This window comes from Hydrogenophaga aromaticivorans, assembly GCF_013387465.1.
Taxonomy (GTDB): domain Bacteria; phylum Pseudomonadota; class Gammaproteobacteria; order Burkholderiales; family Burkholderiaceae_C; genus Hydrogenophaga; species Hydrogenophaga aromaticivorans.
This window is the reverse complement of sequence record NZ_VYGV01000003.1, coordinates 185,299-198,646: the sequence shown is the minus strand read 5'-3', so window position 1 is coordinate 198,646 and position 13,348 is coordinate 185,299. Positions and strand designations below refer to the sequence as shown.

The following is a 13,348-nucleotide window of genomic DNA, read 5'->3' as shown; positions in this document are numbered from 1 at the left end:
ATCTCGGAGGCGGTCGACATCCAGGTGGTGGGCGAGGCCGGCAGCTACCCCGAGCTGCGCGAGCAGTTGCGCAAGAGCCCCTGCGACGTGCTCGTGCTCGACCTCAACATGCCCGGGCGCGGCGGGCTGGAGGTGCTGGCGGCGCTGAGGGAAGAGGGCTCCCCCGTCAAGACCCTGGTGGTCTCCATGTACCCGGAAGACCAGTACGCCATCCGCTGCCTGCGCGCCGGCGCCCGTGGCTACCTCAACAAGGCCGGCGATCCGGCCGAACTCGTCAACGCCATCCGCACCGTGCAGCAGGGGCGCAAGTTCGTCACGCCCGAAGTGGCGCAGATGCTGGTGGACAACCTGAACGCGCCGGAGGACCAGGAACTGCACGCCAGCCTGTCCGAACGCGAGCTGCAGACCCTGCAGAAAATCGCCAGCGGCAAGAAGCTCTCGGAAATCGCCGAAGAACTCATGCTCAGCCCCAAGACGGTCAGCGTCTACCGCGCGCGGGTGCTGGAGAAACTGCACCTGAGCAACAACGCCGAACTGACGGTTTACGCGATCCGCAACAGCCTGGTGTGAACCCAACGGGCCGCCGGGGTCCGTGCCTTGACCAGAGGTCCAACCACTCAAGAGGTGCATCGTGAACATCGAACAATTCATGCAAGGCTACAAGGCGGCGTGGGAACAACGCGATGAGTCCCTGTTCGTGGCGCTGTTCGCGGAAGACGGCGAATACCACAACACCCCGTTTGCGGTTCAGCGCGGCGCCACCGAACTGGCCGCCTACTGGCAACGCGTGAAGCTGCAGGAAGACGTGCACGTGGCGTATGAAGTGCTGGCTTCCACCGCGACCGGTGGCATCGCGCACTGGCACGTCAGCTACCAGGTGGCCTCCGAAGAACTGTTCCAGATCTGGGCCCAGTCCACCGGCACCCACCTCGTGGCCCGAAACCCCGGTGACCCCTTGCCACGGATGGTGCTGGATGGGGTGTTGAAAGCCGAGTTTGAGGGTGGCGTGTGCCAGCGCTGCCAGATCTGGTGGCACAGCCAGCCGCAGACCACGTGAACGCACACGTGCCATCCTTCTCGACAACGGCATCGAACAAGGGCGGGGGTTCAGAAATGAAGCGGCGGATTTTCTTGGGCGTGCTGTTCTGCCTGACTGTCGGGCTCACGGCCTGCAGCAAGGACGATCCCCAGGCTTCGCTCGAAGCCGCCGTGCAGCAGTTGCAGGACCAGATCGAAGCCCGCGACACCGGGGCGGTGATGGACCTGCTCGATGCGAAGTTCCGCGCGCAGGATGAGCACGACGCCGACTGGGCGCGCAAGACCATGACGCTGATGTTCCTGCGTTATGCGCAGGTGAAGGTGATCGCGGTGTCGCGCAGCAGCCGCATCGATCCACCGGGTTCGCCCATCGGCCTGACCGAGGCCCAGGTGGTGGTGACGGGTGCCCAGGGCTTGATCCCCGAGCGGGTGACGCCGTATGCGGTGACCCTGGAATGGCGGCGCGACGGGGACAACTGGAAGCTCTACGACCTGAAATGGGAGTGATGCCGCAATGCAGGAGGCGGTCCAACCGGGGGCACCGCCGGGCCGGCTTTGCCGGACGGCCAGTGCGCCTTGCAGGCCGCAGCCTCGCCAGAGTCGAGGCTTCTTCGGGCCGTCCAAGCCTGCGCAGGCAGGCTTGGAGCCGCGGCCCTCAGCCCCCTTGAGGGGGTAGCGCGAAGCGCTGCGGGGGTACTCTTTCGTTACCCGCCAGTGAAGATGTCCGTCGCCAGTTTCAGCAGCGCGACCACCGGGCCGTCGAGCATGGGCAGCGTGGCGGAGATGCCGATCAGGCCGGCCGTGATGGTGAGCGGGAAGCCGATGGCGAAGGCGTTCATCTGCGGTGCGATGCGCGAGACGAAGCCGAGCACGATGTTGATGAACAGCAGCAGGCCGATCATGGGCAGGGCGATCCACAGGCCGTAGCGGAACACCACGGCGCCGAGCTCGTGCAGGCGCAGGCGGTTGATCGATTCGAAGGCGCTGCCGCCGAGCGGAAAGGTCTCGAAGCTGGACACCACCGCCTGCAACACCATGAGGTGGCCGCCCAGCACCACGAACAGCAGCATGGTGATGTTGCCGAAATAGCGGCCCACGGCACTGGTCTGCGAGTTGGTGGAGGGGTCGAAGAAGCCGGCGTAGTTCAGGCCCATCTGCAGACCGATGACCTCGCCCGCGAGCTCGACCGAAGAGAACACGATGCGCACCGCCAGCCCGATGGCTACACCCACGACCACCTGCTGCAGCACCACGGCAAACGCGTCGGGATCGGTGAGGCCGATGACGGGTTGTTCGGGCAGGACCGCCTGGGCACACAGCGCGATCAGCATGGCCAGCGCCACCCGCGTGCGCATCGGCACCGAGCGGGCCGAGAAAATGGGGGCGCTGGAGAACACCGCCAGGATGCGCAGGAACGGCCAGAACACCGGCGACACCAGCGCCATGATGTCGGCTTCGCTGAAGGTGGGCATGTCAGTGGCTCACAGCGCGACGGGGGCGGGCAGCACCTCCGGCGCGAAATGTCCCAGCCCCAGGGCACCGCCGGGCCGGCTTTGCCGGACGGCCAGTGCCGCCCCCCTGGGGGGGAGACGCGAAGCGGCGCAGGGGGGGGCCATCTAGATCGCGTAATCGGGGATCGACAGGATGGTGGTGCGCAGGAAGTCCACCAGCGTGGTCATCATCCAGGGCCCGGCGATGGCGAACACCGCGATGGCGGCGATCAGCTTGGGCACGAAAGACAGCGTGGCTTCGTGGATCTGGGTGATGGCCTGGAACAGGCTCACCAGCAGACCGACACCCAGCACCGTGGCGAGCACCGGCGCGGACACCATGAGGATCAGGAAGAGGGCGTTTTGACCGAGGGTGAGGGCGGCTTGCGGGTCCATCAGTATTCCTTGTCGAAGAGATATCGGGCCGCCGCCGGGCCGCTCCCAAGGCGGACCAGCCCCCTCGGGGGGCAGCGACCCGCGGAGCGGTGGAGCGTGGGGGTGCTCATGTCGCGAAACTGGCGGCCAGCGAACCCAGCAACAGGTTCCAGCCGTCCGCCAGCACGAACAGCATCAGCTTGAACGGCAGCGCCACCAGCACCGGCGACAGCATCATCATGCCGAGCGACATCAGCACGCTGGCGACCACGAGGTCGATCACCAGGAAGGGGATGAAGATCATGAAGCCGATCTGGAAGGCGGTCTTGAGTTCGCTGGTGACGAAGGCCGGCACGATGACGCGAAAGGGCGCGGTCTGCGCGGTAACGTCGGCGGGCAGTTTGGCGAGCTTGGCGAAGAGTTCGAAGTCGGACTGGCGCGTCTGCTTGAGCATGAAGGCGCGCATGGGCTCCTGGCCGCGTTCGAGCGCCTGCTCGAAGCTGATCTGGTTGGCGGTGTAGGGCGCGTAGGCGTCCTGGTAGACCTTGTCGAGCGTGGGCCCCATCACGAACAGCGTGAGGAACAGCGACAGGCCGACCACCACCTGGTTGGGCGGCGCCGATTGCGTACCCAGCGCCTGGCGCAGCAGCGAGAGCACGATGACGATGCGGGTGAAACCCGTCATCAGCAGCAGCACCGCGGGCAGGAACGAGAGCGCGGTGAAAAACAGCAGGGTCTGGATCGGCACCGAGTAGCTGGCGCCGCCCGCGCCCTGGCCGATCACCAGCGGCAGCGAAGCGCCGGCACCGGGGACCGGCGCGGTCTGGGCGATGGCCGCGCCGGACAGGCCGAGCAGCAAGGCCAGGGCCAGGGGCTGGCGCCAGCGGAGGTCAGCGGGGGCCATGGGGGCCTTTCGTGAACTGGGCCAGCCGGGCCGCGAAGCCACTGGCCGGCGCAGCGCCTGGCGACACGGGGTCGACCACCTCGGGGGGCAGCGGCATCTGGTGCAGCGCCGTGATGCTGCCGGGCGCCACGCCGAGCACCAGGCAGACGCGGTCGGCGCCTTCGCCCAGCTGCACCGTGACCACGCGTTGCTGCGGCCCCAGCGAGAGCGTGTTCATGAGCTGCAGCGCCGGGCCCTTCTGGCTCGCGATGCCGGGCAGGTGGCGGCGGTAGCGCTGGAGAAACCAGGCCGCAGCCACCATCAACAGCAGCAGCACCAGCGCGGGAGCGGCGTTTTGGAACATATCAGTTCTTCGAGACCCGGCGCATGCGCTCGGAGGGCGTGACGATGTCGGTGAGGCGGATACCGAACTTGTCGTTCACCACCACCACCTCGCCCTGGGCGATCAGGTAGCCGTTGATGAGCACGTCCATCGGCTCGCCGGCCAGCGCATCGAGCTCGACGATGGAGCCTTGCGCGAGTTGCAGGATGTACTTGATCGGCACCTTGGTGCGACCCAGTTCAACCGTCAGCTGCACCGGGATGTCCAGCACCATCTGGATGTCCTGCATCGGATTGCCGTGGGCCGCGACGGGCTGGGTGTGGCTCTCGAAGGCGGGCGCGCTGTCGGCCGCTCCAGAAGGCGCGCTGGCCTGTTCTTCGAGGGCCTGGGCCCAGTCGTCGGCAACGCTGTCTTGGTTCATGGTTTCGGTGGTCTCAGTTGACATAGGAATCTCCCAGCCAGGTCAAATCGGGTCCGCGCAGATTGCGCTCGATACGCAGGGCGTACTTGCCTTTGTGTGTGCCGTACTGGCATTCGAAGAGCGGCACCCCGTCCACATGGGCCCGGATCGCGGGGAGGCGGTCGAGTTCGAGGAAGTCGCCCACCTGCATCGCCAGCAGCTGCTCCACCGTGGCCTCGGTCTGGGCCAGTTCGGCCACCATGGTCACCTCGGCCGCCTGGATCTCGTGGCTCAGCAGCTTGACCCAGCGGCGGTCGACTTCGATCGCGTCGCCCTGCACGCTGGAGTACAGAACATCGCGGATCGGCTCCAGCGTGGCGTAGGGAATGCAGATGTGCAGCGAGCCCGTGATGTCGCCGATCTCCAGCGTGAAGCTGGTGGAGACCACGATCTCGCTCGGCGTGGCGATGGTGGCGAACTGGGGCTGCATTTCCGAGCGCTGGTAAGCCAGCTCCAGCGGGTACACGCCGCGCCAGGCCTTCTTGTATTCCTCGGCCACCACCTCGACCAGCCGGTCGATCACGCGCTGCTCGGTGGGCGAGAAGTCGCGCCCTTCGATGCGGGTGTGGAACTTGCCGCTGCCGCCAAACAGGCTGTCGATCACGCCGAACAGCAGGGTCGGCTCGCAGACCACCAGACCGTTGCCGCGCAGCGGGCGCACCGCCATGATGTTGAAGTTGGTGGGCACCACCAGTTCACGCAGGAACGCGCTGTACTTCTGCACCTGCACCGCACCGACCGAGATCTCGGGGCTGCGGCGGATGAAGTTGAACAGGCCCAGCCGCAGGTTGCGCGAGAAGCGTTCGTTGACGATCTCCATGGTGGGCATGCGCCCCCGCACGATGCGCTCCTGGCTGGAGAGGTTGTAGCTGCGCACCCCGTCGGTGGGGGCAACGTCTTGCTCCAGCTTCTGGCTCTCGCCGGTGACGCCTTCCAGCAAGGCATCGACTTCTTCCTGGGACAGAAACGAGTCGGACATGGTGGACTGCCGGTTTACTGGACGATGAAGCTGGAGAACAGCACACCCTGTACCGGGTTGGCCGCTGCCTGGCTGCGCTTTTTCTTGCCCGCGGCGCCTTCGGCCCCGGGCTGGGCGGTTTCGTAGCCCATGACCGTGGCGATCTCGCCCATGATGTCCGCCGCCAGTTTTTCCTTGCCCTGGATCGTCAGGATCTCGTCGGCGGTGCGCTGGGAGATCTGGATCAGGATGCCGTTGCGGATGGTGGGCATGTAGACCTTGAGGTCTTCACCGGTCTGGGCGTCCTTCAACTGCAGGGTGATCGAGGTCTGGATGAAGCGGTTGCCGCCCGGATCGGCGAGGTTGACCACCATGCTGTCCAGCGGCAGGAAGGTGGGCGGTGTCTTGGGGTCGTGGCTGCTCTGTTCGGCCACCACGCCGTCCTCGTCCTCCTCGTGGTCGGCGGTGTTCTTCTTCAGGACGAAGAGGGCCGCACCGGCGGCCAGCAGCGCCAGCACGACCACACCACCGATGATGAACAGCAGTTTTTTGCTCTTGGGCTTGGCGGCGTTGGCATCGACGGCAGGGGTGGCGGGGGCGGCAGCGGCAGACATCGGGTTCCTCCAGTGGGCGCCCCGTTGGGGGCGGCACACGCTCGAAAACGTGTGGGGTACGGAAGAATTATTGAGCGCCCCTGTCGCTCGCGTAGCACGGAAAAGAGCGGGAAAAGCCCGTTATTCGACGGCCTCAGCCACCCGGACCGCGCCGCCGCTACACGAACATGTCCAGCGGCTGGCTGCCGTCGCTGCGCGGACGGGGCTGCGCCGGCGCCTGGACCGACGAGGCCGCGGCGGCGTCGGAGGCTGCTGGCGCGCGCGCGCCGCGGGTGCCGGCCTGTGAGCCGGGTTCACCCGGCTGGCCAGGCTGCCCCTGGCCTTGTTGCTGCGCGCCGACCGAGACACCGCCGAGCTGGATGCCGCTGCGCTGCAGCAGGTCCGAGAGCTGGGCGCCGGCGCTCTGCTGCAAGCTGGCCCGGGTGTCGGCGTTGTCGCTGCGGAAGTCCACGTTCAGCTCTTCGCCGGCGAGCGAGAGCCGGATGTCGATGGCTTCTTCACTGCCTTCGCCCACGCGCAGGCTGGCATGGCGCAGGTTCTGCGGGTTCCAGGCCCCGAGGCCCGCGGCGTCTTCTTCGGCCAGGGTCTCGAAGGGGGTCGAAGCATCGGCCTCCTCCAGTGGGTATTCCACCCCTTCCGGTGTGGCCTGTTCGCTGCTCTGGCCGGGCTGGCCCGAGCCGGCATCGGCCCCCGGCATGGCGGCCGACACCAGGCCCGCGCCCGCGGCGCCCGCCGCTAGCGGGGCGGTGGTGGCGGCTGCGTTGAAGCGGTCGTCCAGCGTCACGGTGCTGCGCACCTGGGCGGCCAGGCTGTCGGTGTGGCCCGTCACGCTGATGTTGAAGGCTTGCCGGGTGGTCGACACCGACTGCGCAGCGGCGTTGCCGATGGCTGTGGTGCTGTGCCAGGTGGCCTGGTGGGCCGCGCCTTTCCCGCTGGCGCTGCGGGGGGCATCGGTTGCCGGCTGGCCCTGGGCGTTGCGCAAGGCCTCGGCGCCGGCGTTGCCCGGGGCTGCCGTGGCGCGCGACAGGGTGGCCAGGGTCTGCGCATCGGGCTCGGTGGGCTGGTCGAGCACGGTCATGTCGGCCGGCAGCGGTGTGGCGCCGGTTGGACCGTCGGTGTTGGTGGTGGGTGTCTGACCGGCCTGTCCGGTGAGTCGTTCGTTGCCGGCGGCGGTGCTGGCGGCGCCGGTGCCAGCCGGGTTCGCGCCAGGCAGCTCGGCCGCAGCATCCATCGCCACAGGCGCGCCGGGCCAGGCCAGCAGAGCGGCCAGGGGGTTGTCCGAGGCGTCGGGCAGCAAGGCCAGGGCCGGGTCCTCGCCCAGCTCGTCGCTTCCCTGGCCCAGGGTCTTGCGGCCAAGGGCCGACGGGTCGTCAGCCCCCAGACCGGCGCCATCGGCCGGCAGGTCGCGGGTGGCGCTCAGCAGGCCGAGCAGGCTGGCGAACAGGCTGTTGTCGCCCGCGGCGGGTGTGCCGGGGCGCTGGCCGTTGGCGGTCGCGTTGCTGCGGGTGGTCGGGGCGGCGGCCTGGCTGGCGCCGCTGGAGCCGGTGGCGGGTGTGCTCATGATCGAAGTCCCTGGGACTGCGCCAGGCGGTGGCGCAGGTGGATGGTGAGGGCCATTTCGTCGGTGCTCTTCTGGTCCTGGCGCAGGGCACGCAGGTTCAGGGCCTCCAGTTTGCGTTCGGTGTATTTGCGCAGGCCGGCCACGTCGCGTTCGGCCGCATAGACCTGGGCCTGGCCGCGTTGGATCAGTTCGTCGCGCTGGGCCAGCACGCCGCGCTGGAACTCCATGGCGTGGTCGATCTTCTGCATGAACTGGCGGTGGTGGTGCAGCTGCGCAGCGTCCACGCCGGTGCTGGTGCAGCGGGCGTTCCAGCGTTGCTGGGCTTCGTCGGCGTAGGTCTGCAGCTGCTGCATCTGTTCGCTTGCGACCTGCCGTTCGCGCTGGAGCTGGCCCAGCGCGCTGAGCGCTTCGTCGCGGCGCTTTTCCGCGAGTTCCACCACCTTGTTCAGCGTCTGGATGTTGCTCATGTTCTATAGGGATTTTGGTTGGGTCGGGCCTGGCGGTTCGGGGCCTCGCGGCCGGCCTTGTCTTCCTGCAAGGCGCCCGCGAGCTGCATCAGGCAGTCGTCCATGCCGGCGGCTTCGTGCATGTCCTGCATCAGGAAACGTTGCAGCGCGGGGTAGAGCAGGATGGCGCGGTCGGTTTCCGGGTCGCTGCCGGCGGCGTAGGCACCGAGCTGGATCAGGTCGCGGCTCTTCATGTAGCGCGAATACAGGCTGCGGAACTTGCGCGCCAGCTCCAGGTGCACCGCACCGGCCACGTTGTGCATCACGCGCGAGGCCGAGGCTTCGACGTCGATGGCCGGGTAGTGGCCCGACTCGGCGAGCGAGCGCGAGAGCACGATGTGGCCGTCGAGGATGGCGCGCGCGGCGTCGGCGATCGGGTCCTGCTGGTCATCGCCCTCGCTGAGCACGGTGTAGAAGGCGGTGATCGAGCCCTCGCCGTTGAGGCCGTTGCCGCTGCGCTCCACCAGCTGCGGCAGCTTGGCGAAGCAGCTCGGCGGGTAGCCCTTGGTGGCCGGCGGCTCGCCGATGGCCAGCGCGATCTCGCGCTGCGCCATGGCGTAGCGGGTGAGCGAGTCCATCAGCAGCAGCACGTGCAGACCGTCGTCGCGGAAACGTTCGGCGATCGCGGTGGCGTAGGTGGCGCCCTGCATGCGCACCAGCGGCGGCGCGTCGGCGGGTGCGGCCACCACCACCGAGCGCTTGCGGCCCTCCACGCCCAGGATGTCTTCGATGAATTCCTTGACCTCGCGGCCGCGTTCGCCGATCAGGCCGACCACGATCACGTCGGCCTTGGTGTAGCGGGCCATCATGCCGAGCAGCACGCTCTTGCCGACGCCGGAGCCGGCGAACAGGCCCAGGCGCTGGCCGCGGCCGACCGTGAGCAGGGCGTTGATGGCGCGCACGCCGGTGTCCAGCGGCTCGCGCACCGGGTCACGGTCCATCGAGTTCAGCGGCTGGCGGTCCAGTGCCTCGATGTCCACGTGGGTGATCGGTCCGAGGTGGTCGAGCGGGTTGCCGTGCGAGTCCACCACGCGGCCCAGCAGACCCCGGCCCAGCGGCAGGCGCAGGGCGCCGCGGTCGTTGGGCGAGGGCGGTTTGTTGACCTGGCCCACGCGCGGCACGGGCCGGTAGGGCGCGAGCGGTGTGACGGTGGCGCCGCTGGACAGGCCGTGCGTGTCGCCCGCGGGCATGAGGAAAGCACGGTCGCTGGAGAAGCCGACCACTTCGGCCAGCACCGGTTCGCGCGCGCCGTTGCCGATCAGGCATTGCGAGCCCACCGGCACCTTCAGGCCCACGGCTTCGAGCACCAGGCCAGCCAGGCGCGTGAGCGTGCCGCGCACCTCCAGCGGCGTGTGCACACTCGCGCTGCTGCGCACATCGTCCATGAAATGGCCCCAGCGGCTCTCCGCGCCCAGTGTGCTGTCGGTCATGTCAGGGTCCTCGCGCACAGTGGCCCAACCCAGAGCTGCCGCCGGGCCGGCTTTGCCGGACGGCCAGCAGCGCCCCCTTGAGGGGGTCGCGCGCAGCGCGGCGGGGGTGTTTCACAGTCAGACATCGGCGTTCTCCGGGTTCCAGGGGGCGTCCAGGCCCAGGTTGGCGATCGCGCGCAGCCAGCGTTTCTCGATCGAGGCGTCCACGCCGGTGCTGGCCGACTCGACCAGACAGCCACCGGGGCTGATGTTGTTGTCGGCCACGAAATCGGGTGCGGACGGGCCGAGGTTCTCCAGCAGCGCGCCTTTCATGAGCGCGAGATCGCCCGGGTTCATGCGCACCGTGGCGGGCAGGCCGTCGTCGACCAGCTGCGCCAGCGCCTCGGTGATCACCGGCTTGAGGTGCTGCGTGTTGCACTGCAGCTCCTGGCGCACCACCTGGCGCGCGAGGTCGCAGGCCAGATCCAGGATGTGGCGGGAGATCTGTTCCTCGCTCTTTTGCAGGTGTTCTCGGGTGTTGTGCAGCAGCTGGGCCATGCGCACCGCGGTTTCTTCGGCGGTCTTGCGCACGGTGGCTTCCAGCGCGTCGCGTACTTCCTGGCCACCGGCGGCGTGGCCCAGGGCATAACCTTCGGCATGGGCCTGTTCGCGGATTTCGTGCAGGGCCTCGGCGGACGGGCCGTCGATCACGGGCTCGCGGGTCTCCGTCACCACGGCCGGGGCGTCTTCGCTGCCGTCCATGGCCGAGAAGCGCCAGGCCGAGCAGCCGTCGATCTCCTCCCGCGGAATGAAACGGGTGTGAGCGCTGGATTTAGACGAAGCCTTCATCGTCGCCTCCTCCCAGCACGATCTGGCCTTCGTCCGACAGGCGCCGCACGACCTTCAGGATTTCCTTCTGCTGGGCTTCCACTTCGGACAGCCGCACCGGGCCGCGCGATTCGAGGTCCTCGCGCAGACCTTCGGCGGCGCGCGTGGACATGTTGGTGAAGATCAGTTCGCGCAGTTCCGAGGTGGCGCCCTTGAGCGCGATCACCAGCGATTCGGAAGGCACTTCCTTGAGCACCATCTGGATCGACTTGCCGTCGAGCTTGAGCAGGTCTTCGAAGGTGAACATCTTGTCCATGATCTTCTGTGCCAGGTCGGCGTCGAAGACGCGGATCGACTCGATCACGGAGTTTTCGATCTGCGTGCCCATCATGTTGATGATCTCGGCCGCGGTCTTGACGCCGCCCATGGAGGTCTTGCGGATCTTGTCGCCACCCGCCAGCACCTTGTAGAGCACCTCGTTGAGGTCCTTCAGCGCAGTGGGCTGGATGCCTTCGAGCGTGGCGATGCGCAGCATCACCTCGTTGCGCGTGCGTTCGATGAAGTTCTTCAGCACGTCGGCGGTCTGGTCCGCCTCCAGGTGCACCAGGATGGCCGCCACGATCTGCGGATGCTCGTTGCGCAGCAGTTCCGCAATCGACAGCGGATCCATCCACTTCAGGCTCTCGATGCCCGAGACATCGCCGCCCTGCAGGATGCGGTCGATCAGCAGCGAGGCCTTGTCGTCACCGAGGGCGCGCTTGAGCACCGCACGCACGTAGTTGTCGGTGTCGGACACCAGCAGGCTGTGCGAAGCGGCTTCGTCGGTGAACTTCTGCATCACCTGGGCGACCCGGTCGTGCGACACGGCGCGGGTCTTGGCGATGGTCTCGCCGAGCTTTTGCACTTCTTTCGGGCTCAGGTGCTTGAACACCTCGGCCGCCTCTTCCTCGCCCAGCGACATGAGAAAGATCGCGGCGTCCTGGATTCCCTGGTCTTCCATGATCGTGTTTCCTTAGCTATGCGAAGAACGCATGCACGCCGGGGTCGAACCCAGCGCATCCGGAGCGAACTGCCCCTGCCGAGAACGCGGCGGAACTGGCTTTGCCAGGCCGCATCGCGTTGCCCCCTTGAGGGGGTCGAGCGAAGCGAGGCGGGGGTGTTCCATGGTCATGGTCATGCTGGCGCTTCGCCGTTGACCCAGCCCTTGACGATGTTGGCCACCGCCATCGGGTTTTCCAGCGCCAGGCGCTTGGCGTCGGCCAGGCGCCGCGTTTCCGGCGTCGCCTCGTTGCTGGTGGTGGGCATCGGCAGGCCGGGGCGTTCGGGCTGGTCGTTGACCATGGCGTTGAGCTTGGCCTCGGCGGGTGGCAGGGCGGGCGCCTTCATCAGCTTGAGGCCGGGGCGCACCATGCCCAGCAGCACCAGCAGGCCCATGCCCACCATGCCCAGCGGCCAGGCCAGGCCACGCGCCAGTTCCATGTTCTCGGGCTGGCTCCACCAGGCAACAGCCACCTCTTCGGGGGCTTTGCTGACATTGAAGACCGCGTTGACCACGTTGACCGAGTCACCACGCTCCTTGTTGAAGCCGATGGTCTCGCGCACCAGGGCGGTCATCTGTTCGAGCTGCTCCGGGGGGATGGCCGCCGTGGTTTCCTTGCCGCCCTTGTCGGTGCTGCTGCGGTGGTTGACCACGACGGCGGCGCTCAGGCGGCGCACGGTGCCGCTGGCTTCGCGCACCACCTTCACGGTCTTGTCCACTTCGTAGTTGATCAGCGACTGGCGACGGGTGCTGGCCGCCTTGTCGGCCGCACCGGCAGCGCCCAGGGCCGCGGCTTCGCCGTTGATCGGGGCGGTGCCGGTGGTGGGGGGCTGGTTGGTGGTGGCGCCGGGCACGCCGGCGGGCAGGGCGGCGGCGGGACTGCCGTCTTCGACGATCTGCTGGCTGCGCACGGCGCCCGCTTCGGCGGACTGGTTGGGCTTGTGCAGTTCCGAGGTCGATTCGACCAGCGAGAAGTCGACGTCGGCGCTGACCTGCGCCTTCACATTGCCCTCGCCCACCAGCGGCTCGATCATGTCGAGGATGCGGCGGGTGTACATCTGTTCGATCTGCTGGGTGTACTGCAGCTTCTGGGTGTCGGCACCCTGGGACTGGCCTTCGGGCGTGGACGACAGCAGGTTGCCCGCATCGTCCACGATGCTGACCGCCTTGGGGTTCATCTCCGGCACGCTCGAAGCCACCAGGTGCACGATGCCGGCCACCTGGGCCTTGTCGAGCGTGCGCCCGGGGTGCAGGGTCAGCAGCACCGAGGCCGAGGGCTTCTGCTGTTCGCGGAAAAAGCCGTTCTGGTTCGGCAACGCGAGGTGGATGCGCGCGGTCTGCACGGAAGAGAGCGACTGGATCGAGCGGGTGAGCTCGCCTTCGAGCCCGCGCTGGAAGGTCAGGCGTTCCTGAAACTGGGTCATGCCGAAGCGGTTGGCTTCCATCAGCTCGAAACCGTTGACCGTGCCCTTGGGCAGGCCCAGCGAGGCCAGGCGCAGGCGCGTGTCGTGTACCTTGTCGGCCGGCACCATGATCGAGCCACCGCCCTCCGAATGTTTGTAGGGCACGTTCATTTGGGTGAGTTGGGCGACGATGGCGCCGCCGTCCTTGTCGCCCAGGTTGGTGTAGAGCACGCGCCAGTCGGGTTGCTGGCCCATGAAGAACAGCGCCAGCGCGATCGCCACCAGCGCCAGTGCACCCAGGCCGAGGCGGGTCTTCTGGGTCCTGTCCATGCGCGACAGACCCTCGCCCAGAGCGCTGCGGCTCATGGGGCGGATATCCAGTTCAGCGACGGTGTTGCTCATGGCAGGGCTCGGGAGTTCGGTCAATGTCGGGGGGAATCA

Annotated in this window: 16 protein-coding genes; 3 read left to right on the top strand and 13 right to left on the bottom strand. The window is 67.7% G+C overall.

Annotation, left to right across the window (positions count from 1 at the left end):
• The 3 genes from F3K02_RS03015 to F3K02_RS03005 all read left to right on the top strand — a co-directional run.
• A partial coding sequence (locus F3K02_RS03015; RefSeq protein WP_177133159.1) for a response regulator occupies window positions 1-570 on the top strand: 570 nt, incomplete at its 5' end.
• Window positions 571-631: 61 nt separating this feature from the next.
• The gene (locus F3K02_RS03010; protein ID WP_177133157.1) at window positions 632-1,057 is read left to right on the top strand and encodes a nuclear transport factor 2 family protein; all 426 of its coding nucleotides are present in this window, start codon (window positions 632-634) and stop codon (window positions 1,055-1,057) included.
• A gap of 56 nt (window positions 1,058-1,113) precedes the next feature.
• Window positions 1,114-1,545: a hypothetical protein gene (locus tag F3K02_RS03005; protein ID WP_177133155.1), complete on the top strand. Its 432-nt coding sequence runs from the start codon at window positions 1,114-1,116 to the stop codon at window positions 1,543-1,545.
• A gap of 197 nt (window positions 1,546-1,742) precedes the next feature.
• On the opposite strand, the gene fliR is transcribed toward F3K02_RS03005, so the two are convergent.
• The 13 genes from fliR to fliF form a co-directional block, all read right to left on the bottom strand.
• Window positions 1,743-2,510 carry a flagellar biosynthetic protein FliR gene (gene fliR / locus F3K02_RS03000; RefSeq protein ID WP_177133153.1) on the bottom strand — a complete coding sequence of 256 codons (768 nt, stop codon included), beginning with the start codon at window positions 2,508-2,510 and terminating at the stop codon, window positions 1,743-1,745.
• Window positions 2,511-2,654: 144 nt separating this feature from the next.
• Window positions 2,655-2,924 carry a flagellar biosynthesis protein FliQ gene (gene fliQ, locus F3K02_RS02995; protein ID WP_177133151.1) on the bottom strand — a complete coding sequence of 90 codons (270 nt, stop codon included), beginning with the start codon at window positions 2,922-2,924 and terminating at the stop codon, window positions 2,655-2,657.
• 106 nt (window positions 2,925-3,030) lie between these two features.
• A complete protein-coding gene (gene fliP / locus F3K02_RS02990) occupies window positions 3,031-3,807 on the bottom strand; it encodes a flagellar type III secretion system pore protein FliP (protein ID WP_177133149.1) in 777 nt (258 codons plus the stop codon).
• Window positions 3,794-4,150 (bottom strand): flagellar biosynthetic protein FliO, encoded by a 357-nt coding sequence (locus F3K02_RS02985; protein ID WP_177133147.1) that lies wholly within the window; start codon window positions 4,148-4,150, stop codon window positions 3,794-3,796. The genes fliP and F3K02_RS02985 overlap by 14 nt, the downstream gene beginning before the upstream one ends.
• A gap of 1 nt (window position 4,151) precedes the next feature.
• Window positions 4,152-4,574, bottom strand: a complete 423-nt coding sequence (gene fliN / locus F3K02_RS02980) for a flagellar motor switch protein FliN (RefSeq protein WP_177133145.1) — start codon at window positions 4,572-4,574, stop codon at window positions 4,152-4,154.
• A complete protein-coding gene (fliM, locus tag F3K02_RS02975) occupies window positions 4,564-5,568 on the bottom strand; it encodes a flagellar motor switch protein FliM (protein ID WP_177133144.1) in 1,005 nt (334 codons plus the stop codon). The genes fliN and fliM overlap by 11 nt, the downstream gene beginning before the upstream one ends.
• A 14-nt stretch (window positions 5,569-5,582) precedes the next feature.
• Window positions 5,583-6,161 carry a flagellar basal body-associated FliL family protein gene (locus F3K02_RS02970; protein WP_177133142.1) on the bottom strand — a complete coding sequence of 193 codons (579 nt, stop codon included), beginning with the start codon at window positions 6,159-6,161 and terminating at the stop codon, window positions 5,583-5,585.
• 157 nt (window positions 6,162-6,318) lie between these two features.
• Window positions 6,319-7,722, bottom strand: a complete 1,404-nt coding sequence (locus F3K02_RS02965) for a flagellar hook-length control protein FliK (RefSeq protein WP_177133140.1) — start codon at window positions 7,720-7,722, stop codon at window positions 6,319-6,321.
• Complete coding sequence (fliJ, locus tag F3K02_RS02960; protein WP_177133138.1) at window positions 7,719-8,189, bottom strand: flagellar export protein FliJ; 471 nt, start codon at window positions 8,187-8,189, stop codon at window positions 7,719-7,721. The genes F3K02_RS02965 and fliJ overlap by 4 nt, the downstream gene beginning before the upstream one ends.
• A complete protein-coding gene (gene fliI / locus F3K02_RS02955; RefSeq protein WP_177133136.1) occupies window positions 8,186-9,658 on the bottom strand; it encodes a flagellar protein export ATPase FliI in 1,473 nt (490 codons plus the stop codon). The genes fliJ and fliI overlap by 4 nt, the downstream gene beginning before the upstream one ends.
• A gap of 117 nt (window positions 9,659-9,775) precedes the next feature.
• On the bottom strand, window positions 9,776-10,486 hold the full coding sequence (locus F3K02_RS02950) for a FliH/SctL family protein (RefSeq protein WP_177133134.1): 711 nt from the start codon (window positions 10,484-10,486) through the stop codon (window positions 9,776-9,778).
• The gene (fliG, locus tag F3K02_RS02945) at window positions 10,470-11,465 is read right to left on the bottom strand and encodes a flagellar motor switch protein FliG (protein WP_177133132.1); all 996 of its coding nucleotides are present in this window, start codon (window positions 11,463-11,465) and stop codon (window positions 10,470-10,472) included. Before fliG ends, F3K02_RS02950 begins: the two co-directional genes overlap by 17 nt.
• A 173-nt stretch (window positions 11,466-11,638) precedes the next feature.
• Window positions 11,639-13,309 carry a flagellar basal-body MS-ring/collar protein FliF gene (fliF, locus tag F3K02_RS02940; protein WP_177133130.1) on the bottom strand — a complete coding sequence of 557 codons (1,671 nt, stop codon included), beginning with the start codon at window positions 13,307-13,309 and terminating at the stop codon, window positions 11,639-11,641.
• Between the last annotated feature and the right edge of the window lie 39 nt (window positions 13,310-13,348).